A 24,368-nucleotide genomic window follows, 5' to 3' on the forward strand; every position below is an offset into this window, starting at 1 on the left:
TAACTATGGTACAGCTTTTTAAAATAGAGTGGTTGAAGATAAAAACCTATCGCACGTTCTGGGTGCTGTTCTGTTCCTTTTTTATTTTTCTTCCGTCGATGTTTCTTTTAGCCGGCGACCGGTTTATGCACCAGTTCCAGGGAAAAACCATGGAAGCAGAGGCCATTAAGCGTTTTATGAACTCGCCTTTTGTTTTTCCTAATGTATGGAGGGGCGCCGCCTGGTTTGGGGGATTGTTCTTTATTATCATCGGTATGTTGTTCATTATGTTGATCACTAATGAGGTGCAGTACCGGACCCACCGGCAGAATATTATCGATGGCTGGAGCCGGATGAATTTTATTGCGGCCAAAGCCTCGCTGTTGCTTTTTTTTGTATTAACCACTACGGTAATGGTGTTCCTTACCGGGCTGGTTTGTGGCTTTTTGTATACGCCCGACCTGGGTTCCGTAAGCGTCTTTGAGAACTTCTATTATGTGGGATATTATGCGCTGATGGCAACCATGTATCTGACCGTAGCCTTTCTTATAGCCATCCTCATCCGGAGAACGGGCCTCGCCGTTATCGTCTATTTCGCTTATGTTTTCATTATCGACAATCTCCTTTGGCTGGCGCTTACCTTTCGCAAAGGGCAGGCCGGCTACTTCCTGCCTTTGGAAAGCTCCGACTCATTAATACCCAACCCGTTTAAACCGGCATTATTAGAAACGCGCACCGTTTCTGATTTAAGTTTGATCTTCACAGCCCTGTGCTACGGAGCAGCAATGGTTTACCTTATTATCCGGTATTATAAAAATGCCGATCTGAAGAGTTAACCTAGCGCCGACCCCACAGGTTTTATTGCCACCTTAAATACCTCTATGAAATAAAAGGCCGGCCCCATTAAATGGGGCCGGCCTGAATGAACGATTTTAAATTTTATTTTTTTCGCGATCCGCCGCGTGGCTTTTTGGGTGTAGGTATATTCATGTGCTGCCCTGCGGCAGGGTCGGTGTGCCCGTGAAAAGGATCATGTGGCTGTTCTTTAAATGCATCCGGGACCGGATCATTCTTTTCCTCAGGGAACGTAATAGTGCCTTCTATAACGGTAATTTCATCGAGCCCTTCCACCACTATATTTTCGTCGGCATTCATGAAATCCGCCACTACGTCCTCATCAATAATGGCTACTTCCGACAATTCCGACGGCTCCATTACCGGCGCTGCAATAATGGGTTCGTCTAAGGGCGGAATGACTTTTTTAGGTGTTGCCTTTTGTGGCGCTTTCTTCTTCTTAACCGGGGTGAGTTTTTTAGGGGCAGGTTGCTGCACTACTGGCTTCCTGGTCACTGCCTCTTTGGGGGCTGTTTTGCGAGCAACGGCTTTCTTTTTGGGTGCTGCCTTTTTTGATGGCGTTGCTTTTGCAGGGGCTGGCTTTTTTGCAGCCGTCTTCTTCGCGGGTGCAGCTTTTGCGGTTCCCTTTTTAGGCACCGCCATTTTTACTACGGGTTTTACCGCAGCTTTCCCGTTGTTTGCTTTATGTGTTTTGGATTTCCCGACCTTTTTTAATTTATCCTTTTTCTTTTCATCCTGCTTTTTCTTGCTGGCTTTAAGAATCAACTTTTGCGCTTTTTTCAGCTCACTTTTTTTTGAGCCCGATTTTTTTGATTTGGCTTTTTTGCCTGTTCCTTTTTTATCAGGCAGCTTTTCTTTTTTTGAAGCCGATTTTTTTTGCTTAGCCATTATTGCAGATTTTAAAATGAATACTAAATTTCTTTATATTGATCGTCACTGATCCAATCCATTTCGTATCAAATCCGATAAACTACAGCCGAAACAACGATACCTTAAAACTAAAAAAAGATCTCCATTAAATGAAGATCTTTTTCAATTTTTGTATTTTTTTGGAAATTAATTATTCCTGAACCTGGAAGGTAATTGGTTGTTTCCGGTATGCCTTCACCTGCCGTCCGTTTTGAACAGCCGGCACCCATTTCCCAGATTTTTTAATGGCGCGCATTGCTTCTTCGCCCATTCCAAAACCAGGATCTTTAATCACCTTTACATCACTTACATTACCCTGAACATCCACCACAAACTGTACAATTACCTGATAACTACCTGCAGAGGCGCCGTTTTCTACGGGCACATCACCGCGCAGGTTTGTACTCAGGAACCTGGACCAGTCACCATTATAGCGTGCTTCCTGCTCCACTTTAGTAAAGATCTCGGGTTCTTTTTCAACCGGTTTGGCTTCCACGATGCCTTTACCACCGTCTACACCTGCCGGGGGAACCACTACACCCAGATCTTTTACACCGGCCTGGTTAATAGTACCAATTTTGGTATCTTTTAACTCTTCCTGAACGGGAGGGGGTTGTTTTACTTCCTCATCTTTTACGATCTTAGGAGGTGTAAATGCCTTTGTTTCAATTTTTGGAGGCTCCACTTTTGGCGGTGGTGGGGGCGGCGGCGGAGGGGGTTCTTTCTTCTCCTCCGGCTGTTCTATTTTCTGGATGGTTACTTCTTCCATTTTGACCTTCTGCGGCTTATTGGCCTCCATCTTGCTCTGCAAAACCACCAAACCGGCAATTACCAGGGCGGCAACTACGGTTATGACCAGCGCTTTCACGATACGCTTATTGTAGGTACGCCGGAGCTCGTAGGCTCCATAATCCTTATTGCGCCCCTCAAAAACAATATCCAGAAGATCTGATGATAAAATTTTATTGGCTTCCATTATTAAATTACTTTTTTATAAGATGCATAAATCTAAAAATTCCACAAGAATTTTTATTTGGCTGGGGTTGCGGGTGCTGCGGCGGCAGGTGATCCACCGATCGTTAAACGAATGGCATCCAGTTCACCAGGAAATGGTTTTACCAATGCATAACGGGCAACTTTATTAATGGTCATTTCATCCAGCATATCCACCACATTTTTATACGTGGCATCATCGGTCGGCTTAATAATTACGAAAAAGTCCTTCTGTTTACAATCATCAATGGATTTCCCTTTTGCCCTGGCTTCCTGTTCGCAGGCAGGGTCCTGTACATAATGAGAAACTACTTCTTTCTTTTTATTAATTATTTCATTGCGAATGCCTTTATAGGTGTCCGACTTGAAATTAGCGCCCGTAGGATCCATTTCCCCCTCGTAATAGAAAACCTTGTTATCTTTTGCAAGCAACACCGTCAATGAGCCCGATTGTTTGATCTTGGTTTCCTGGTCCTTCTTATCCGAATCTTTAGGCATATTTAAATCCATGGTTGTAGGATTGCTCATCGTTGCCGTAAAAATAAAGAAAGTGATCAGCAGGAAGCCCAGGTCCACCATTGGGGTCATATCCACCCGGGTGCTTTGCTTTTTGGCTTTCTTGACCCCGGGGCCTTTCTTATGTCCGTCATCGCCGCCAGTATCTAAACTTGCCATATTCTTATTTTTTACAAATTAGGTGATTAAAAATTATTTCTGCTTCAAACGATCCAGATACAACTCGGACCCTGTAGGGGCCTCTGTAGGCATGGTTACCAGGTTGTATTTCTGCTCGTCGTTACGCTTCATAGCTTCTATAAGCGCGTTGAAGGCCGGGTATTTGGAGGAGTTATCTCCTTTTACCAGGTATTTCAACGTTTCGCCTGCAAAAACGTATTTAGCGGCACCGATCCAGTTCACCAGCTCATTTGTAGCAGAGTCCATTACCGGAATGCCATCCTGTTTCACCTTCGCCTGGTCTGCCGGAGACAATGCCAGGAAGCTCTTCAGCTTATTAAAAGGCATCCCCATCATCATTCCATCAGAATAGTGGGTAAGGTCTCCGTCCGAAATAGTCACCCCTGCACGTTTGGCGGCTTCTTTAATTATGTCCTTTCCTTTTTGAACATCGGATTTCGACATAATGCTGAAATACACCTTGTTGTCTTTATCAATGCTCATCATCACCGCATTGTTATCAGGCATAGTCTGTGAAGCAACGGAATTAGGAGTCTCAATGGGAACTGGCTCAACCGGTTTGAATTTTGTGGCCATGATAAAGAAGGACAGGATCAGGAACGCTACGTCCACAAAGGGCGTCATATCCGTATCCGTCGACTTCTTTTGTATTTTTGCTTTTGCCATTATTGACTATATTTTGATATAAGACTAAAAATCTGTTTTATTCCATAAAAAATCCTGTGCACTTTATACTTATTTGTATAAAGAAGCAAAAGATTGTGTCAGGGTGAAACCAGATTCGTCAATACCATAAGTAATGCTGTCAATACGGGTAGTAAGCATGTTGTAGAAAATCAGGGCTAAAGCTGAAGTACCGATACCCAATGCAGTGTTATACAGGGCTTCAGAGATACCTACCGCCAGTTCTGAAGAGTTACCGCCGCCGCTTTCACCCAGGTTGGCAAATGAACGGATCATACCCATTACCGTTCCTAATAACGCTACCAGGGTACCGGTAGAAACGATTGTAGATAAGAACACTAAGTTCTTCTGTAACATCGGCAGTTCCAGCGCAGTTGCTTCTTCTACCTCTTTTTGAATAGCTGCAATTTTTTGCTCTGTGTCCAAACCTGGTTCATTGATCATTTCTTTGTAACGGCGCAGACCTGCTTTCATTACATTCCCTACAGAACCTTTTTGTTTGTCGCACTCAGCAATAGCTGCTTCTACATTTTTGTTGGCAAGATGATATTGTACTTTACGTACGAAATTGTTGATGTTACCTGTGCCTAATGCTTTGGCAATAGTCAGGAACCTTTCAATTGCAAATACGATAACCATTAACAACATACCAATAAGTAAGGGTACGATGATCCCTCCTTCATAAATACGGTGGAACGCTCCTTTGGGGCCTTTATGGTTCGGCCAAAAGCCACCGGCGGGGTCTGGCTGTGCAAATCCACTATCAGCGCCAATTACATAACGCCAAATACAATAGCCAGCAATAATACACAGAATGGGCGCCACCCACGAAATCAGATTGCTGCTTTTTTTAGGTTGAACAGAAGTAGTAGCCGTTACGGGCTTCGCTTGATTTGTCTCAGCCATGATCTTAGTTTTTTAGTTTTTTAAATATTGAACAAGTTTACTTTGAGTGTACAATTCTAACAAAAAAAACGAAACGACAAAGTTTTTCGTCATTATTTTTTTTTGACCGTTTGAAGATAATTGATTTTTTATAAATCATCAAAACATCTCTCCAAACACTTGCATAAATCTATCCGGAAGCCTTTATCGTTTTACAATTTTCAACAAAATAGCCTATCTGTTATTCATATCGCAACGCATCTATAGGATTCAAACGGCCTGCTTTTAAAGCGGGGTATATACCGGCAGCCAGCCCTACAATTGTACAAATAACAATTCCATACAATACCCAATCCCAGGGAACAACAAAGCCCGTACTTAAAACCAGCGAGAACATATTGCCAACAATAATTCCCAGGATGATCCCCAACAAGGCTCCTAAGATACTAATAATGATGGCTTCCAGTAAAAATTGTATTTTAACCGACTGCTTCTTCCCCCCCAACGCCTTTACCAGGCCCACTTCTTTGGTTCGTTCCGAAACAGCCACCAGCATAATATTCATCAAACCAATTGCAGCGCCCAGCAACGTGATAATGCCGATCACAATGGCTGCCCAGCGGATATAGCGCAGCACATTCATAAGTGTTTGAACCGTACTATCGCTTTTATCCAGGATAAAGTTACTCTCTTCGGTGCTATTATTTTTTCGCACTGAGCGAAACAGGCTTTCGGCCTCCCCCATCGCGGCATCTAGTTGCTTAATATCATTTACCTTAACGGCCAACATATAAGAGGCGTTCGGTTTGCTGAAATTCCGGTTCCAGTTTTCGTACCCGATGATGGCTATATTATCGCGGCTAAAGCCGAATGTGGATCCCTTACCTTCCAGGATACCCAAAACTTTGTAAGGAATATTATTAATCCGGATGGTGGTGTTCACCCCTTTTTCAAGGGCCTCTCCAAAAAAAAGTTTTGCCACATCCAGCCCCAGCAGACAGGTATTTTGTCCGCCGGTAATTTCACCCGAAGTAAAATTCCGGCCGTAGGCCAGCTTAAACGAATTCAGGTACAGGTATTTTTCATCGCCTACCAATAACGTTACGTTGGGGTTTGTTTTTTTGGCGTTGAAGGAAAAAACATTGCCCCCTCCGCCAAATACCGAGATACCGGCTACCGCTCCGGGGAAATGATAATGGCTGATAAAATACTGCGCCTCTTCTTTTGTAATGACCTTATTTAGATTGGATTGTTTTTCTTTCTTCCCTTTTTTTGATACGGTAAGCCCATCCGCCCGGTTAGAACCAAAATTCGTGTTCCGCTCTTTGAAGCGTATGGTAAATCCGTTTGCCCCCATTGATGAAAAGCTTTCCGTAAACTTCTGATTCATTGCTTTAATGGCTGTTATAATCCCAACAAGTGCCATTATACCAAAGGCGATGATCGTTACCGTTAAGCCCGTACGTAGCTTGTTGCTTCTGACCGTACGGAACGCCAATAGGAGAATATCGTTGAATTTCACCTTGCTAAGGTAACGGATTCTGGTTACTAGTTTCTGGTTCCTGGATGCTGGTTTCTGGATATCCAGCATCAAGTATCAAGTATCTAAAAATAAAGCCAGTTAAAAATAACATTGGGGAATACGCCCACAAAAACGATCATGACACATATGGCGACCAATGTGTATTTTTCAATAGCAGCTATCCGGGTAAAATTATTGGGGCCTTCCTTAAAATACATGGCCTGGATCAGCCTGAAATAATAATACGCACTAACAGCAGCCATTACCACACCAAAGATCACGAGCCATAAATAGCCCCCTGCTTCTATAACTGCTTTCAACATATAGAATTTGGCCAGGAAGCCCGCAGACAGCGGAATACCGGCCAGCGAAAGCATGCAGATCGTAACGCACAATGCCACCAGGGGCTGGTGTTTCGCCAAACCGTTAAAGCCTTCAAAAGAATAATCAGTCATTTTGCTGATGACCCCAAATACACCGATAGTTGCCAGGCAGTAAGCCAGCGAATAAATAATTAATCCTTCATAGGAAGTTGGATTCATCGCCACCAGGGCAAACAGCATAAACCCTGCCTGGGAAATACTGGAATAGGCCAGCATCCGTTTTACACTTTGCTGAAACACAGCGGTAATATTCCCAATGAATAAAGTAAGGGCTGCCAGCACCGCCATCCATACTTTCCACTGGATAGTTAACTTATCAAAAGCAGTATTGAAGAGATGAATAAACCCGATAAATATGCCCACTTTTACAATAGTGGCCATAAAAGAAGTAAATACAGTAGGGGCGCCGTCATAAACGTCTGGTGTCCAGAAATGAAACGGAGCAATGGACACTTTGAAGCACATCGAAAACAGCAGCATGAATAGCCCCGCGGTGAGCAGATTCGATTTTCCCAATGCTGCAAGGTTCATTTTACCAATGTCAAAAGTGCCGGTAGCGCCGTAAATCAGGGTGATCCCCATTAGCATAACGCCCGTGGAAAATGATCCCATTAAAAAGTACTTGAGCGCCGCCTCGTTACTTTTCAGGTCTTTTTTCGCTGCGCCGGTTAAAATGTATAACGGTATGGAGATGATCTCAATACCAATAAAAAGCATCAGCAGGTTGGTAAACGAGGTAACCAGGAAGATCCCCGTAAGAATGAAAAAAAGGAGCGCGAAATACTCTGCATAATGATTACCCACTTTTTGCATGTCCTTAGAGGAGAGTAAAAAGAAAACCAGTGTGGCAAAAATGGCAATCGAATTAAAGAACAAGGAATAATAACCAAAGCTCAAAAAACCGGCCGTGTTAATTGAAAAGAAATGGATCCCTTTTGACTCCAGCACATTGGCTATAAGCAATAACAGCGTTCCAACAATGGCGGTTATCCGCACCGGTTCTTTTGTCTGAAACAAAAAGCTGGCAAACAGCATCACAACACCTAATAGACCTGATAAAATAACTGCGTTCATATTGTTTCTCTTAATGCGTCTTTAATAAGTAAAGCACATCTGAATGTTTTAAAATGGATTGACTGATCTCTTCTACAGAATTCAATATCGGTTGAGGGTAGATGCCCACGGCCAGGATCGCTACAATAATAATGGTCAGTATGGCTTTCTCATGAAAGGCAATATCTGTGCCCTTTTCAGTAAGCGCATTGGTAGTGCCAAAGAATACCCGACGTCCCATCTTTAACGTGTAAACCGCCCCCAAAATAATTCCCAGCCCTGCAATAGCCATTAAAGGAATGCCATATTGCGTCACTTTTGATCCCAGTATACCGTTGAACATCATAAATTCCCCAATAAAGGCATTTGTAAGCGGCAGCCCAATATTTGCAAAGGCGATTATAATAAAAAAGAACGTGAGTGCCGGCGCCTTTTGCGCGATCCCGCCAAGGGCGGAAATTTTGGTAGTGCCAAATTTGCGTTCGATGATCTCCACTACAATCCACATGCCCAGGATGTTGATGCCGTGCGAGAACATCTGGATCATCACTCCCTCAATGCTGCTCTTGTCTTCGGCAAATACCGCCACGCACATCAGGCCAATATGTGCAATTGATGAATAGGCCACCAGGCGCTTCATATCATCCTGTTGCATTGCGATAAGGGACGCATAAACAATTCCGATGACCGCCATGGTAGAAACGGTATCGCCCCAACTGTAAGAAGCAACAGGCAATACGGGCAGCAGCCAGCGTAATAGCCCCAACACCCCCATCTTTACCATTAAGGCGCTCAGGACCATTGTGCCGGCGGTAGGCGCCTGCTGGTAGGTATCCGGCTGCCAGGTATGGAAGGGGAATACCGGCATTTTAACGGCAAAGGCTACAAAAAACAGCCAGAACAACCATGCCTGGTCCTTCGGCGAAAGCTCTGCCGTATAAAAAGCGGCAATATCAAAAGAATTACCTGTAGTTTTTGAGTACACATATAAGATGCCGATCAGCATCAGCAATGATCCCAGAAATGTATAAACAAAAAATTTAAATGTAACAGCGATCCGTTTTTCTCCGCCCCATTGGGAACAGACAAAATAAATGGGGATCAGCGCCAGCTCCCAAAAGAAATAAAACAACAGGGCATCCATCGCCAGGAAAACGCCCATCATTCCGGCCTGCGTCAACAACATTAGTCCAAAAAAGCTGTTCACCTTTTTATAAGCAGTAGTCCAGGTGGCCAGGAAGATGATCGGGTACGATAATGCCGTCAGCATACACAGCAGGATGCCCATGCCATCTCCTTTAAGCGAAAAACTGCTGTTGAGTAAACCCATCCAGGGGGCTTTAAACGTCCAGCAAGCGGGACTATTGTAAACGGCAACTCCCAAAATAGCAATTATAAAAGTTATAATAGCCGCCAGCAGCGACCAGGTTCTTACCTGCTCCTCCTTCTTTAGTAAAAAAGTTGCTAACCCGCTCAGTAAAGGCACCAATATCAACAACAATGCGATCATATATCAGTATTCAGATTTTTAGTATTCAGTTCTCAGGTTTTCTAATGGCGGTACTATTTTCTTAAGAAAAGTTGTACAACAAAGATCAATACCATCCCCAGCACCATCATCAAAATATAAGCCCCGGTTTGCCCGCTTTGCAGCCAGCGCAACTGGCGGCTTCCATAGCTTACCAGGCGTCCCGCACCATTCACAATGCCGTCTACAATCTTTTTATCAAATATGTTATTTAAGAAAGTACCCAGGGCATTAAGCGGTTTTACAATGATGGTTTCATACAACTCATCCACATACCATTTGTTTTCCAATACCTTTCCCAATCCGGTAGTTGCTTCCATATCCGGCTTTTTTGAGAATTTATTCCAGGCGAAGATCACTACCCCGATCACCAATACGGATGATACACCCGCCAGCATCCATTCCGTGCTATGTGATGCTTCGTGTATGGGCAGCAATGCATACGAATCTTTAAAAACCGGCTCCAGGAAATCGGCAAGGGAATGTGCCCCCTGTGCCATAAATTCAGGAATACCCACAAACCCGCCTACTACAGAAAGCACAGCGAGAAGAATTAGCGGAATGGTAATAGCCGAAGGGCTTTCATGCAAATGATGCTCCTGCTCATGGGTGCCGCGGAAGCTTCCTTTAAAAGTAGTAGCATACAAGCGGAACATGTAGAAAGCCGTCATCAGCGCGCCGATCAGCCCCAGTGCGTATAGTAAAGGGGATTTGGCAAAAGCGGCCGCCAGGATCTCATCCTTAGAAAAGAAACCCGAAAAACCGGGAATGCCGGCAATGGCCAGGCAGCCCAGCAGGAAAGTGATATTGGTGATCTTCATATATTTGGACAGACCGCCCATTTTTCTCATATCCTGTTCGCCGCCCATTGCATGAATAACACTACCACTGCCTAAAAACAGCAAGGCTTTAAAAAACGCGTGGGTCATTACATGGAATACCGCAGCCACATAAGCGCCGCTGCCGATGGCCAGGAACATATACCCCAACTGGCTTACGGTGGAGTAGGCCAATACCTTTTTAATATCATTTTGCTTTAAAGCAATCGATGCCGCCAGCAATGCCGTTGCGATGCCGATAATAGCAATAACGTTCAACGTTTGTGGCGCCATTGAAAACATAAGGTTACAACGGGCGATCATGTAAATACCGGCCGTAACCATGGTAGCCGCGTGGATCAATGCCGATACAGGGGTAGGACCCGCCATGGCATCCGGCAACCAGGTATACAGGGGGATCTGTGCACTTTTCCCCGTTGCGCCAACAAATAGTAACAAGGTAATTGTAGTAAGTTCTTTAGTGGAAAACTTCGCCAACGTTCCGCTGGTAAAAACATCGCTGAAGGTTGTGGTTCCCGCTTTACTAATGATCATAAACAGGGCGATCAAAAAGGCCAGGTCGCCAATACGGTTCATAATAAATGCTTTGTTCGCCGCACGTGCATATTCATCTCTTTTAAACCAGAAACCGATCAGCAAATACGAACAAAGACCCACCCCTTCCCAGCCGATAAACATAATTACGAAGTTGGCGCCCATTACCAGCAGCAGCATGGAAAATACAAACAGGTTCAGGTAGGCAAAATATTTGCCATACTGTCCGGATTCCTCATCATGCATATATGCGGTTGAATACACGTGTATCAAAAAGCCCACACCGGTAATGATCAGCAGCCAGATAGCAGAAAGCTGATCGATCCGGAATGCAAAGGGGATCTTTAAATTGCCTACATTAATAAAAGGGAAATATTCGGTCGTGTGCGTATTGCCTGCATGTACCTGGAAAAAGGCCCAGAGACTTATAACAAATGAAACCAGGATCACACCACTGCCGATAAACCCAACAGCACTCTTCGACAAACTTTTTCTTCCCAGCCCGTTTATGAGACAGCCTATTAATGGCAGCAAGGGAATTAAATAAACGATATCTAACACATTCTTCATAATAAAACGGGATCCGGTTAATGTTTCAGCCTGTTTAAGAAATTAATATTTATCGAATGTACATTCCGGTACATCATTACAATTATCGCCAGCCCCACACTTACCTCGGCCGCGGCCACCACCATAATGAAAAAAACAAATAGCTGTCCGTCTGTTCCGGTAACCGCTGTTGCCCCTTTTGCTATATGATGCATCTTTGAAAACGCCACCAGCAGCAGGTTTACGGCATTCAGCATCAGTTCTATGCACATAAAAACAATGATCGCGTTGCGGCGGGTTAAAACGCCCACCACCCCAATCGAGAACAAGCAAAGTGCAAGTGTTATATAATAATTAATCGGCATTTCAGTTGTGAGTTATCAGTTATTAGTTATCAGTATTTCTGATTTATTATTCCTTATTTCTAATTTCTTATTCCTTTTTCCCGATCACCACCGCGCCCACCATGGCGCTTAAAAACAGAATACTGGCAATTTCAAAAGGGATCACAAAAGTGGTGAACAATTCACGTCCGAGCTCTTTTACTAATCCGATATTTCCGGTGCCCATTTCCACCAGATCTTTCTTTACCTCTGTATTTTTTAATGCCGCCACCAACACCAGGAACAGACAGCCCCCGGCAATGGCGCCCACGATCTGCAGCCATTTGTTCTTTAAGGCTTCGGTCGATTTGCTCAGGTTCATCAGCATGATCACAAAAAGGAACAGCACCATAATGGCTCCCGCATAAACAATAATGTTCACGATCGCCAAAAACTGGGCGTTCATTAAAATATAGTGCCCCGAAATAGCAAAGAAGGTCACAATCAGCCCCAGCACGCTATACACGGGGTTCCTGGCGGTAACAACCATTAATGCACTGCCAATGGCGATGACCGTAAGTACCCAAAACAAAACCTGCGTTATATTCATTTTTAAATCGTTTCTTTTGCCTGTTGAATTTCACCCTGTGCTTTTTTAAACCCTTCCGGATCGGTAAGCGGATTCGGGATCAGCAGATCTTCTTTCTTATAAATAAAACCTTTTCGTGTATAATTGGATGGGGTAAAAGTTTGCGAAAGATAGATCGCATCTTTCGGACAAGCCTCTTCGCAATAGCCGCAGAAAATACAACGCAGCATATTGATCTCATATTTGGCCGCATATTTTTCTTCCCGGTACAAATTTTCCTCGCCTTCCTGCCGCTCTGCCGCTTCCATGGTAATGGCCTCCGCCGGGCAGGCCACCGCGCATAATCCGCAGGCAGTGCAGCGTTCACGCCCTTCCTCATCCCGGTTTAAAATATGCAGCCCGCGAAACACCTTACTGAACGGTCGGGTCTCCTCCGGATATTGAACCGTCGGTTTCTTTTTAAAGAAATGCTTTAAGGTGATCGCCATTCCTTTAAAAATATTTACCAGGTACATACGCTCCACCCAGTTCATCGGCCTGCGATCAACGGGTTTGCTTCTGTTTGTTAATTGTACACTCATTACTCCTTAGCACTTTAATTTTTTTACTTTTTGTTACCAGCTTTAGTGCAAAGCTCAGCTTTGTTGCGTCGCACTCTTTTGCATCAGTACTACTATCGTCAATTCACTATTCACCATTGCCCCGGCATTTCCACATTCCCAAATTTTCAAATTAGCCCTTCTCCTCTCACCGGTACGAGCTCCCTCGCCAGCTTCGCAGGTATCGGGATGACGCCGGTTTCATCCATTTAATATTCTCACATTCCCACACTTTCACATTTCCACATTCTCAAATTTTCAAATTAAATCTACTTCTTCAGCCAAAGCACCACCAGCGCCGTTATGATCATATTCAATAAGGCCAGCGGGATCAGCCGTTTCCAGCCCAGGTTCATCAGTTGATCAAAACGGAAACGCGGAACGGTCCAGCGGATCCACATAAATATGAATACAAAAATGAGCGCTTTAATAAATAAACACAGGAAAGTAAGAATGGCTACCCAGTTCTGGCCAATATGCCCCGCCAGCGCGGTTTCATTTACAAAAGGGATATCATACCCGCCAAAATACAGTGTCGACATGATCACCCCGCTGATAAACATATTGATATATTCCGCAAACAGGTAAAAGCCCAGTTTCATACTGGAATATTCCTGGTGGTATCCAAAGTTCAGTTCATTTTCTGCTTCAGCCAGGTCAAAAGGGGTACGGTTGCATTCCGCCAGGGCGCAAACAAAAAAGATCAGGAACCCCAGGATCTGGCCGCCGCCAAATATATTCCAACTGGCCAATCCGCCCAAAGCGCCGCCCCGCTGGCTTTCCACGATGGTGCTCATTTGTAAAGAGCCCGTCAGCATCAGCACCGCGATCAGCGCCATGCCCATCGCCAGCTCATAAGAAACCATCTGCGAAGCGCCGCGGATAGCCGCCAGCAATGAAAATTTATTGTTGGAAGCCCAGCCCCCCAGCATAATGCCGTAAACGCCCAGGCTCACTACTCCAAAAACATATAAGATCCCGATATTTACATCAGCCACCTGTAAAGGCACTATACGTTCCCCTACTTTCAAGGCAGTTCCCCAGGGAACCACCGCACTGGTCAGCAAAGCCGTAACCATCGCCAGCATAGGCCCGAGGATGAATAAAAATTTTGAAGATGCCAGGGGAATAATTTCTTCCTTAAAAAACAGCTTACCGCCGTCTGCTAGCGGTTGTAATAAGCCAAAAGGGCCGGCCCGGTTCGGTCCGATACGATCCTGGATAAAGGCCGCTACCTTCCGTTCGCCATACGTGGCGTACATCGCCACTACCATTGATAGCGTAACAATAGCCGCAATCAGCACCAACTTCTCAATAATAAAAAACCAATCAATAGCCAGTAAAAACATAGTTTTAATCCTTTTTTTCGCCGATCATTTTTTTGTGGTTGAACACAGCTCCTGTTGCCGGGCCGTCAATCTTGCTCAGATCCACGTTAGGGTCATTTACTTCGCTCACACTGTGAATATCCATCAGTAATTTAGGCGCACGCCCCATTACTTCATCAATGGTCTCTTTGGGTGTATCCAGCACTTCATAGTGATTGGCGCCGATCACTGAATGCCGCGCTACTTTCATCGGTCCGTCAATGATCCAATCCTTCACATCCTTTTTCTCGAACCGGCATTCGTTACAGATCCAGCCCGTTTTACCATCATCATCGGGAAGGATCTCGCCCCACTGATCTTTGCGTGCAGTAACCCGCAGCACTTCAGGGCCACGCGCCCATAGCGTTACTTTACCACAACAAGTGGGGCAATCGCGATGGGCGTCCACCGGCTTGGTGAACCATACCCTGTTCTTAAAACGGAAGGTTTTATCCGTTAAGGCCCCCACGGGGCATACATCAATTACGTTTCCGATAAATTCATTATCCAGCGATTTTTCAATATAAGTGGCTATCTCCGCATGATCGCCCCGATCCAGAATACCGTGCTGACGTTTATTGGTCAGTTGATCCGCCGTAAACACACAACGGTAACACAAAATGCAACGCGTCATGTGCAACTGGATATACTTGCCCAGGTTGTGTTTTTTGAATACGCGTTTCTTAAATTCATAACGGGAACCCTCTTTACCATGTTCATAACTAAGATCCTGCAGATCACACTCACCTGCCTGGTCGCAAATAGGGCAATCCAGCGGATGGTTAATTAATAAGAACTCCACCACACTATTGCGTGCTGCAATAACCCGCTCACTGGTAATACTTTTTACCTCCATACCGTCCATCACGGTGGTACGGCAACTGGCCACCAGCTTGGGCATGGGGCGCGGGTCCTTTTCGGAGCCCTTGCTCACTTCCACCAGGCAGGTACGGCATTTACCACCACTGCCTTTGAGGGGGGTATAAAAACACATCGCAGGTGGGGTTACATCCCCACCCACCAGTCTGGCCGCCTGCAAAATAGTAGTACCGGGTGGCACTTCTAACGTAACATTGTCAATTGTTACCTTAAAATTTGCAGGTGGTTGTTGTTTAATTTCGTCTGCCATATTTATTTCTCGCGGCGCTCACAGCGAAGCAGCTACGCAATTTTTATAATTTGTTCACAACTCTTTTTATTCCGTCCTTCAACATGCCTAAACAAATTCACGCAAGGACGCAAAGGAGCAAAGGCGCTATAACTTATTCACTATCCTGTGAAATCCTTCTTTTAATAAATCAACATTAAAATTGATCAAAAGCCCTAACCTACAATCAGTTAATTTCAAATAAGTAATTACCTGCTTATAATGAACTCTTGCCAACTCTTCTACCGATTTTATTTCGACAATTACTTTCTTCTCTACCATTAAATCTGACCTAAAACCAATTTCCATTTTTATTTCCTTATGAAAAACAGGAATCGGTTTTTGTCGTTCCACAGAAATCCCTCTCTGTACTAACTCGTAAAAAAGAATTTCTTCGTATACACTTTCAAACAACCCGGCCCGTAATTTCTATGCATTTCCAGTGAAATATCAAAAACAACTTTTGCGATTTCATTTTCGGTCATAAAATTTGCTTTGCGTCCTGGCCCTTTGCGTCCTTGCGTGAAATACCCACTTATACCGCCGCGGGCTCCGGCACCTGTAACGGATCCGCATAATGCGCCAATCCATAATTCCGGGTTTGCGCTTCCGCAGCGTGGGTTACGTGCCATTCAAACTCATCCCGGAAATGCCGGATCGCCGCCGCCACCGGCCATGCCGCTGCATCACCGAGCGGACAGATCGTATTACCCTCTATCTTGCTCTGTATATCCCACAACAAATCTATATCGCTTGTTTTACCCTGCCCCTTTTCCAGCCGCAATAATAATTTTTCCATCCAGCCGGTTCCTTCCCGGCAGGGAGAACATTGCCCACAACTTTCATGACGGTAGAACCGCGCTAATGTATAGGTATTTTTAACCACACATTGGTCTTCATCAAACACAATGAAACCGCCGCTTCCCATCATAGTTCCGGTGGCAAATCCGCCATCAGCAAGGCTTTCATAGTTCATCATGCGCGGCTCACCCTTGGCTGTTTTCAGCAACAGGTTGGCGGGCAGGATGGGCACGGAAGATCCGCCGGGAATGCAGGCTTTTAACCGCTTGCCATTTTTGATACCGCCGCACCATTCCTCGCTGAAAATAAATTCCTCAACGGAGATGGTCATATCTATTTCATAAACCCCCGGCTTGTTAATATTGCCGCAGGCAGAGATCAGCTTTGTTCCGGTAGAACGGCCTACGCCGATCTTGGCATATTCCTCACCACCCATATTGATGATGGGCACCACTGCCGCCAGGGTTTCCACATTGTTCACCACGGTAGGGCGGTCCCAGGCACCTTTCACTGCCGGGAAGGGAGGTTTAATACGTGGATTGCCGCGCTTCCCTTCCAGCGATTCGATCAATGCCGTTTCTTCACCACAGATATACGCACCGGCACCCCGCTGTACATAGATCTCACAGTCGAAGCCCGTATTTAAAATATTCTTGCCCAGGAACCCATTCGCTTTTGCTTCTGCAATTGCCTGTTCTAAAATATCAGGGATCCAGGCATATTCGCCACGAATATATATGTATGTAGTGTTGGAACCCAGCGCGTAACTGGAAACGATCAATCCTTCAATTAACAGGTGCGGAAGGAACTCCATCAGGTAGCGATCCTTGAAAGTCCCCGGTTCGCTTTCATCTGCATTACAAACCAGGTGACGCGGAACGCCTTCCGGCTTGGCAATAAAGCTCCATTTCATCCCGGTAGGGAAACCGGCCCCGCCCCGCCCCCGGAGGCCACTCTTCTTTACCTCTTCCACCACTTCCTCTGGCGTCATTTTTAAGGCCTTCTCTACACTACGATAGCCACCGTTCTTCCGGTACACATCGTAATACCGGATGCCTTCAATATGCGCGTTCTCTAAAAGTAATTTTCTGCTCATTGTTTTTATCCTTTTCCAAAACCGGTTGTCATTAGCTTTTGGGCTTATCGTAATTGAACATCCAGTTGAAACCAAATTTATCCGTAAGCATTCCAAACCTGGCGCCCCAGAAAGTATCTTGTAAAGGCATGGTAACCGTTCCGCCTTCACCAAGGGCATTAAAGGCATTTGCAATGCTGGTTTCGTCTGTAAAATTCAACGCCAGGCTTATCGCATTGCCGCTGGTCACGCTAACGCCCGGAGGGCAGTCGCTCACCATAAAGCTCAGTTCACCGGCATTAAACAGCGCATGCATTAGTTTGTCTTTATGGGATTCCGCCACCGGGTAATCGCCCTGGGTATCACCAAAAGTTTGTTTATGTACGATCTGACCGCCGAGCGCTTTGGCGTAAAAATCCAGGGCCTCGGCAGCATTGCCATTAAAGTTCAAATACGGTGTAATTGCCTGCATCGCTTTATTTTTAATTGTTTACAGATATATCGCTTCTGCACTCCGCAATGATCGCATCCACTTTCTCTTTGGTCAGGTGTTCTTTATAATATTTACCCATCTGCATCATAGGCGCATAACCACAAGCCCCCAGGCACTCAGCCGCTTTCAGGGTAAACATTCCGTCTGCGGTTGTTTCCCCGGGTTTAATGCTCAGCTTTTCTTCAATATAGGCAATGATATCATCGCTTCCCTGGATCATGCAAGGCCCGGTCTGGCACACTTCAAAAACATATTTGCCTACTGGTTTCAGGTTGTACATGGTATAAAAAGTAGCTACCTCATATACTTCAATTGGCTCTATTTTCAACAAAGAGGCCACGTAATCCATGGTTTCGGTGCTCAGCCAACCAAATACATCCTGTGCCAGGTGCAACACGGGTAGCAACGCGCTTTTTTGCTTGCCTTCCGGATAACGAGCTATGATCTCGCTCACCTTGTTTAATTGCTCTTCTGAAAACTGAATCATCCAATTTGAAAATTTAAAAATTTGAAAATTTGAAAATTGTTCGCTTTACTACTTCATTCTCCAATTTTCAAATTGACTCATTACCTAATTATTTTACGCATCCATTTCCCCCGCAATCAGGTTCATGGACGACATTACAATGATGGCATCGCTCAGCATCTGCCCCTTTACCATTTCGGCGTAAGCCTGGTAATAAATAAAACAGGGGCGCCGGAAATGCAGGCGATAGGGAGAACGCCCCCCATCGCTGATAAAATAAAATCCCAGTTCCCCGTTAGCCCCTTCCACCGCATTATATACCTCGCCGGCGGGCATATTGATCTCACCCATAATGATCTTAAAATGCCAGATCAGGGCTTCCATTTTTGTATAAACATCTTCTTTGGGAGGCAGATAATATTCGGGCACATCAGCATGGTATTCGGTGGCTTCTCCCCCCTTCAAATTGTTCAGCTTCTGCATGGCCTGTTCAATAATGCGCAGGCTCTGCCACATTTCAGCGTTACGCACCTGGAAACGATCATAAGAATCCCCGGTACTACCCACGGGTATTTCAAAATCAAACTCATCGTAACGGCTATAAGGCGCCGCCACACGTACATCATAATCCACACCCGCTGCTCTCAGGTTAGGGCCAGTAAACCCATAGTTTAAGGCACGTTCGGCAGAGATCGGCCCCGTTCCCATCGTACGCTCCATAAAAATGCGGTTGCGGGTAAACAAGTCCTCAAACTCTTTTAGTACAGCGGGGTATTCTCTTAAAAATTTATCAATCTTTTCAAAGGCTGTATTATTAAAATCGCGCTCAAAGCCACCAATGCGGCCAATATTCGTCGTCAGGCGGGAACCACAAATCTCCTCGTAAATTTCGTAAACCAGTTCCCGGTATTGCATAACATAGAGGAACCCGGTATAGGCGCCGGCATCCACGCCCATGATAGAACTACAAATTAAATGATCCGTGATGCGCGCCAGCTCCATGATAATCACCCGCAGGTAATCCACCCTCTTGGGCGTTTTTACGCCCAGCAGTTTTTCGCAGGTCAGGTGCCAGCCCATATTGTTAATAGGCGCCGAGCAATAGTTTAAACGATCAGTAAGCGGGGTGATCTGGTATAAGGGGCGGCGTTCGGCAATTTTTTCAAATGCCCGGTGAATATAGCCCACAGTTGAATCAGCCGCCACAATTTTCTCCCCGTCCAGCTCAATAATGTTCTGGAACACCCCATGCGTAGCCGGGTGCGTAGGCCCCAGGTTCAGTGTGGTGGTTTGCTTTTCTATACTGCCACTTGGTAATAAAACATGATCGCTCATAACCTATATTCAAAAAAATTAACCTCTGGTTTTTATGATGCCGGCTGCAGCACTACTATCAGCCCCGGTTGTGTCACTCTCTTCAACGTCCGGTAATTCTGTTCAGCATTACAGCGAACCTCTGCCAAACATTTCATCATCCTTATCCACCCTGCTCTGGTCTTCCAGCGGATATTCCTTTCTCAGCGGAAAGTAATCCATCTCATCAACATTCAGGATGCGCTTTAAATTGGGATGCCCGATAAAATTAACTCCGTAAAAATCATACGTTTCCCGTTCCATCCAGTTTGCCGCTGCAAAAACACCGGTAGCCGTATACACATCCGGGTGCTGTACATCGGTAAATACCTTATAACGTACCCGTACATTTTCCCGCAGATTATGCAGGTGGTACACCACCGCCAATTCTTTCCCTTTGTTATCCGGATAGTGCACGCCGCACAAATCCGTCAGGAAAGTAAATTGCAGGGATGCCTCCTCTACCAAGAAATTCAGTACTTTCAGGTTGAGTTCCTTATCCGAGGTGAAACTCAATAAGTCATACTCCTCTTTAAAATCAAAAACCTGATCGCCAAATTTTTCAGCCAGTTTTTCTTTTATATGTTCGTTGGTCAATGCCATGTTAATTTGAAAATATGAAAATATGAAAATGTGAAAATGCGAATCATCGAACTTTCAAATTATCAATATTAATTATAACCATTTCTCCTTTTTTAAACCACACAAAAAACCACCTCCAAACTTATATGCACCATCAACAGAACGATCAATTATTCATTCACACATCTCCACATTCACACATTTTCACATTGAATTATTCTATTCCGTAACTCTCCAATAACGCCTTGTATTGTTCGCCATTCCTGCGTCTCAAACTTTCCTTTCCCACCAGGTCCTGGATCCGCATCACGCCGTCCAATATTGCTTCCGGCCGGGGCGGGCATCCCGGCACGTACACATCTACCGGCACCACCTGGTCGATCCCCTGCAATACACTATAAGTGTCAAAAATACCACCACTGCTGGCACAGGCGCCCACGGCTATTACCCAGCGCGGCTCGGCCATTTGAAGATATACCTGCTTTACTATGGGTCCCATTTTTTTGGCGATGGTGCCCATCACCATCAACAGGTCGCACTGGCGGGGCGAAAAGCCCACGCGCTCGCTGCCAAAACGGGCCAGGTCGTAAGTAGAGGCCATCGTGGCCATAAATTCAATACCACAGCAGGAAGTGGCAAATGGCAGCGGCCATAAAGAGTTTTTACGTGCCAGCCCAATTACACTGTCCAGTGAGGTGGCAAAGAACCCCTCTCCCTGATGCCCTTCCGGCATTTCGGCCATCATCAGACTGTCTTTCAAGTCTGCCTTTTTTGGCTTAATATTATATGATACAGGACGCATTTTTTAAATTTTAAATTCTGAATATTAAATGTAAAATGTAAAACCGCTTTTCACAACAAGACCTTCCGGGCCCAACGCACTTTTACATTTACTATTCTACATTCAATATTTTATATTCTCTAATCCTCCCATTTCAGCGCTCCACGCTTAATAATGTAAACAAACCCGCACAGGAAAAAACCTACAAAGAGCAGCACGGCCCAGAAGCCTGCCCATCCCAGCTCTTTAAAATTAACAGCGTAAGGATAGAAAAAGATGACTTCCACATCAAAAAGAACGAATAAAATTGCTGTTAAAAAATACTTGATGGCCATGGGTTGACGCGCCTGCCCGTGCGATTCAATACCACTGGAAAAGTTCTGCAATTTATCATCCGTCTTTCTTTTTGGCCCTAATAAATGGGTTACGCCCATTAAAGTGGCAATCAGGCCAGCGGCAAAAATAATTTGCAATCCAATTGGTAGATAGGAACTTGTAGTATCCAGATCGGTTTGTATAGCTAAATTAATCATCTCAATTATGCAATACGCAAAAATAAGGTAACCTGTTAACAAAACCTTTTTTTAACCGGTAAAAAGCAAACAGCCCCGAAAAATTTCGAGGCTGTTTAAAAAAACATTTATTAACCTGTTTATTTCGGCGATTTTGGCTTTACGCTTGCCGAGTCTTTTTTAGCCGCACTCTGACCTGAAGTTGGCGCTGCACTTGATTGGGCCTTAGATCCTGCAGGTTTCATTTTACTTACCTGATCAATAAAGCCTTGTAACTGTTGTTTTGTGGCATCGTCTGGAGCATTGTCTCTTCCAAGAGTAAGGTATTTTAAGCCATTGTCCTTATCGCCGGCAACATTCACAAAATAAGTTGCCAAAGCCGTTGCCGTACTAAAAAGATTTGTTTTTGCATTTTTAGAAGTGTCAGTTTTCGAAAACTCAATCAATTTTTCTCCGTCCGGCACCATCACATTCTTGGCATTTGTTGAGTCAAAAATAGAACTGGTTCTAAAACTCATTAAATATCCATAAGGGTGATTATATTTTGTTCTCATTATATCGAAATCCTTCCATGCTTTTTCATATTGTTTTCCGGTTAAAAAAGCATTCCCTGCCAACCAATAGTCATTTACGCTGCGCTGTGCTTCCGGTTTAATTTCAGCAAGTTTTTCCAACATTGCTCCTTGCAGATCGTATTGTTTTTTATCGCCAAAAGATTTAGCCGCATCTTGAAGTAATTTTACCCTGCCTGCAACTGTGGTATCCGCCTTTAACCCTTCATCATAGGCTTGTGCCACTTCATTTTCCTTGCCAGGTGTTGCCGCATATACCGTTGCTTTCAGTCCGTAATCCTGCGCATCTATATCATCCTTGTTAACAGTAGCAAAATATTTTTCCATGAAAGGCAACGCCGACTTCGCATCTCCCTTATCCACATAACTCCAGGCCAGTAATTTATACAGTTTGGGTTTTACTTTATCCCCCATTTTTTGTAAAATGCCATTGGCAGATGCTATCGCCTGATCATATTGCTTGTTGAAGTAAAAAGTTTGCGCTTTGTAGTATTCATTCCAGGGGCTGGGATCTGAATTGGCGATAATCTTATCCGCCACGGCATTTGCACCGTTAAAATCAGCTGTACCAATTTTATAGAGATATAACGCATCATACGCCGGAACATAGGCCGGATCAGCCGCCGTAGCCTTGTCTAAATTCTGTAAAAACAGCTCATAGTTCCGCTGCGATTTAAAGATCATCGCTGTCTTCAGAAAAGCTTTCGCAAAACTGGGGTCAACCGTAGTAGCATCGCTGTAAGCGCCATAAGCCTTGGTACCGTCGCCAGGGAATGCCTTGCGATAAGCGTCTCCGAGGTTTGTCAGCACATCGGCTTTCATCCAGTTATCCTTGCTTTTTTCTGTCAGCGATTTGGCTTCTTCCAGTTTCTGAACGGCGTATTGAATATCGCCTATCTTATCAATATTGTTATACTCGGTGGCAATCGCCCCGCCTACTGCGTTCAGGATATCGGGATCGTTCCCTCTGCGACCCTTGCTCGCCGTAAGGGCTGACTCAAAACTCTGCTTGGCTTCGTTTGCTTTACCATTGGTTAATTGCAAATACCCCTTTGCTGCCAATAGCCATGCTTCACTTGGTTTTGCAGCCAATGCCTTGTCCAGCGTTGCTTGCGCACCTTTTTTGTCCTGGTTTTCAACATCCGCACGCACTAACCAATATGTAGCTTCGGGTTTGTCTGCCTGTTTTTCAAAAATCGATTTTGCTCCTAATACCTTGCCTTCGTACAACGCCTTAACACCATCCTGTACGGATTGCGCGTTGGCCGCTGCACCCAGGATCACTGTTAATGCAAGGAGATGGATTTTTTTGTTGATCATTTTTCTAATTTTATAGTTTTACCAGTAAATAATAGTTCGTGTAAATATATAAGTTTTTTATCCTACTGTTTCGTTTCCGCAGGGCGGATGATAAAATTTCTCCGCCCAGGCATCAGATAGGCTCTTTTAAAAATCAGTTGCCCGATCTCGCCGCTCATGAAATTAGCAAACCCTGAGCCCAGGCCCCTATGTCCTTCTTTCAATATATATACCAAATCCCTTGTCATCGGGTATCTTTTGGTATAAATATTAGCCTGTACGGGTAAGACATATTTTCCCGGCTTATCGCTGCTTTCTATCTGAACAATTTTAACTTTTTTTAAAAAACTTAACTGTTGCGCATCATCCTGGTTGCCAATCCAGCTTACGCCAATAAACCCGATGGCGTTGGGATTCTTTGAAACATAGTTAATTACAGAATCGCTGGTACTGGCACCCATCGCCTTAGCCGTAAGTTGCCGCCCCTGCAGTACGCTGTCCATCAAAAAGCGTATAGTACTGGTAGCCTGCAATCCATCCACCACCGGAACCAGCGGCTGCGTATAAGTGCCCGTCAGGATCATTTTTATTTCCGCCATCGTCAGCAAAGTGTCCTTTGATGCGGGATTGGCAATTACTGCCACAGCGTCTCTAGCTATAGGTAACTGATTTACAACTACATGCATAGAATCAATAACTGATTGCATCTGTGAGTCACTAAGCTTTATCGTTGAAATGACCATCCGGATGCTATCATTCCAAAGATCTTTAATACATTCCGATTCAGGTTTGTACTCCACATTAATTTTTGTGCTGTCATTATTGGATTCATACACCTGTATAAGCGCGTCCACAATAGGTTTGAATGATTCATCTACGCTGATGGTGATCTTTCCCTTGACCGGCGTGTCGGAATAATCGTACTGCTTCCCGCCACCTCCACAGGAAAGCGTGACTGCAACCATCACAAAGGCTACTATTTTTAACGCGGTTCTCATCC

25 protein-coding genes are annotated in these 24,368 nt (G+C 44.8%); 1 reads left to right on the forward strand and 24 read right to left on the reverse strand.

What is annotated here, in order from left to right; translation table 11 throughout:
- Positions 1-5: 5 nt before the first annotated feature.
- Entirely contained in the window at positions 6-815 is an 810-nt protein-coding gene (locus NIASO_RS10635; RefSeq protein ID WP_008585673.1) for an ABC transporter permease, read from the forward strand.
- Between the two features lie 103 nt (positions 816-918).
- Here the strand turns inward: NIASO_RS10635 and NIASO_RS19680 are convergent, their stop codons facing one another.
- The 24 genes from NIASO_RS19680 to NIASO_RS10755 form a co-directional block, all read right to left on the reverse strand.
- Positions 919-1,722: a hypothetical protein gene (locus NIASO_RS19680; protein WP_008585675.1), complete on the reverse strand. Its 804-nt coding sequence runs from the start codon at positions 1,720-1,722 to the stop codon at positions 919-921.
- A gap of 172 nt (positions 1,723-1,894) precedes the next feature.
- Positions 1,895-2,719 carry an energy transducer TonB gene (locus NIASO_RS10645; RefSeq protein WP_008585677.1) on the reverse strand — a complete coding sequence of 275 codons (825 nt, stop codon included), beginning with the start codon at positions 2,717-2,719 and terminating at the stop codon, positions 1,895-1,897.
- A gap of 53 nt (positions 2,720-2,772) precedes the next feature.
- A complete protein-coding gene (locus NIASO_RS10650) occupies positions 2,773-3,411 on the reverse strand; it encodes an ExbD/TolR family protein (RefSeq protein ID WP_008585679.1) in 639 nt (212 codons plus the stop codon).
- 33 nt (positions 3,412-3,444) lie between these two features.
- Positions 3,445-4,098, reverse strand: coding sequence for an ExbD/TolR family protein (locus tag NIASO_RS10655; protein WP_008585681.1), 654 nt, complete (start codon positions 4,096-4,098; stop codon positions 3,445-3,447).
- Positions 4,099-4,167: 69 nt separating this feature from the next.
- Positions 4,168-5,022, reverse strand: coding sequence for a MotA/TolQ/ExbB proton channel family protein (locus NIASO_RS10660; protein ID WP_008585683.1), 855 nt, complete (start codon positions 5,020-5,022; stop codon positions 4,168-4,170).
- 220 nt (positions 5,023-5,242) lie between these two features.
- Positions 5,243-6,523: an ABC transporter permease gene (locus tag NIASO_RS10665; protein ID WP_025298875.1), complete on the reverse strand. Its 1,281-nt coding sequence runs from the start codon at positions 6,521-6,523 to the stop codon at positions 5,243-5,245.
- A gap of 83 nt (positions 6,524-6,606) precedes the next feature.
- Positions 6,607-7,980, reverse strand: coding sequence for an NADH-quinone oxidoreductase subunit N (locus NIASO_RS10670; protein ID WP_008585687.1), 1,374 nt, complete (start codon positions 7,978-7,980; stop codon positions 6,607-6,609).
- Positions 7,981-7,990: 10 nt separating this feature from the next.
- Complete coding sequence (locus NIASO_RS10675) at positions 7,991-9,469, reverse strand: complex I subunit 4 family protein (protein ID WP_008585689.1); 1,479 nt, start codon at positions 9,467-9,469, stop codon at positions 7,991-7,993.
- A gap of 53 nt (positions 9,470-9,522) precedes the next feature.
- Positions 9,523-11,430: an NADH-quinone oxidoreductase subunit L gene (gene nuoL, locus NIASO_RS10680; RefSeq protein WP_008585697.1), complete on the reverse strand. Its 1,908-nt coding sequence runs from the start codon at positions 11,428-11,430 to the stop codon at positions 9,523-9,525.
- Between the two features lie 17 nt (positions 11,431-11,447).
- Positions 11,448-11,774, reverse strand: coding sequence for an NADH-quinone oxidoreductase subunit NuoK (nuoK, locus tag NIASO_RS10685; RefSeq protein ID WP_008585698.1), 327 nt, complete (start codon positions 11,772-11,774; stop codon positions 11,448-11,450).
- A gap of 67 nt (positions 11,775-11,841) precedes the next feature.
- Positions 11,842-12,342, reverse strand: coding sequence for an NADH-quinone oxidoreductase subunit J family protein (locus NIASO_RS10690; RefSeq protein ID WP_008585699.1), 501 nt, complete (start codon positions 12,340-12,342; stop codon positions 11,842-11,844).
- Positions 12,343-12,344: 2 nt separating this feature from the next.
- Positions 12,345-12,902: an NADH-quinone oxidoreductase subunit NuoI gene (nuoI, locus tag NIASO_RS10695; protein WP_008585700.1), complete on the reverse strand. Its 558-nt coding sequence runs from the start codon at positions 12,900-12,902 to the stop codon at positions 12,345-12,347.
- A 287-nt stretch (positions 12,903-13,189) separates the two neighbouring features.
- A complete protein-coding gene (gene nuoH / locus NIASO_RS10700; RefSeq protein ID WP_008585701.1) occupies positions 13,190-14,269 on the reverse strand; it encodes an NADH-quinone oxidoreductase subunit NuoH in 1,080 nt (359 codons plus the stop codon).
- Positions 14,270-14,273: 4 nt separating this feature from the next.
- The gene (locus NIASO_RS10705) at positions 14,274-15,416 is read right to left on the reverse strand and encodes a 2Fe-2S iron-sulfur cluster-binding protein (protein WP_008585707.1); all 1,143 of its coding nucleotides are present in this window, start codon (positions 15,414-15,416) and stop codon (positions 14,274-14,276) included.
- A 126-nt stretch (positions 15,417-15,542) separates the two neighbouring features.
- Positions 15,543-15,848, reverse strand: a complete 306-nt coding sequence (locus NIASO_RS20650) for a GxxExxY protein (protein WP_008585708.1) — start codon at positions 15,846-15,848, stop codon at positions 15,543-15,545.
- A gap of 121 nt (positions 15,849-15,969) precedes the next feature.
- Positions 15,970-17,331 (reverse strand): NADH-quinone oxidoreductase subunit NuoF, encoded by a 1,362-nt coding sequence (nuoF, locus tag NIASO_RS10715; protein ID WP_008585709.1) that lies wholly within the window; start codon positions 17,329-17,331, stop codon positions 15,970-15,972.
- A gap of 31 nt (positions 17,332-17,362) precedes the next feature.
- A complete protein-coding gene (locus NIASO_RS10720) occupies positions 17,363-17,782 on the reverse strand; it encodes a VOC family protein (RefSeq protein ID WP_008585710.1) in 420 nt (139 codons plus the stop codon).
- Positions 17,783-17,792: 10 nt separating this feature from the next.
- Positions 17,793-18,290 carry an NADH-quinone oxidoreductase subunit NuoE family protein gene (locus tag NIASO_RS10725; protein ID WP_008585711.1) on the reverse strand — a complete coding sequence of 166 codons (498 nt, stop codon included), beginning with the start codon at positions 18,288-18,290 and terminating at the stop codon, positions 17,793-17,795.
- A 93-nt stretch (positions 18,291-18,383) separates the two neighbouring features.
- The gene (locus NIASO_RS10730; protein WP_008585713.1) at positions 18,384-19,604 is read right to left on the reverse strand and encodes an NADH-quinone oxidoreductase subunit D; all 1,221 of its coding nucleotides are present in this window, start codon (positions 19,602-19,604) and stop codon (positions 18,384-18,386) included.
- Between the two features lie 108 nt (positions 19,605-19,712).
- Positions 19,713-20,225 carry an NADH-quinone oxidoreductase subunit C gene (locus tag NIASO_RS10735; RefSeq protein WP_008585714.1) on the reverse strand — a complete coding sequence of 171 codons (513 nt, stop codon included), beginning with the start codon at positions 20,223-20,225 and terminating at the stop codon, positions 19,713-19,715.
- Between the two features lie 193 nt (positions 20,226-20,418).
- Entirely contained in the window at positions 20,419-21,006 is a 588-nt protein-coding gene (locus NIASO_RS10740) for an NADH-quinone oxidoreductase subunit B (RefSeq protein WP_008585716.1), read from the reverse strand.
- 119 nt (positions 21,007-21,125) lie between these two features.
- Positions 21,126-21,518 (reverse strand): NADH-quinone oxidoreductase subunit A, encoded by a 393-nt coding sequence (locus NIASO_RS10745; RefSeq protein WP_052356675.1) that lies wholly within the window; start codon positions 21,516-21,518, stop codon positions 21,126-21,128.
- Positions 21,519-21,637: 119 nt separating this feature from the next.
- Positions 21,638-23,389 (reverse strand): tetratricopeptide repeat protein, encoded by a 1,752-nt coding sequence (locus tag NIASO_RS10750; protein WP_008585721.1) that lies wholly within the window; start codon positions 23,387-23,389, stop codon positions 21,638-21,640.
- 62 nt (positions 23,390-23,451) lie between these two features.
- Entirely contained in the window at positions 23,452-24,366 is a 915-nt protein-coding gene (locus tag NIASO_RS10755; RefSeq protein WP_008585723.1) for a PstS family phosphate ABC transporter substrate-binding protein, read from the reverse strand.
- Positions 24,367-24,368 lie beyond the last annotated feature (2 nt).

The organism is Niabella soli DSM 19437, from assembly GCF_000243115.2.
GTDB classification, from domain to species: Bacteria; Bacteroidota; Bacteroidia; order Chitinophagales; family Chitinophagaceae; genus Niabella; species Niabella soli.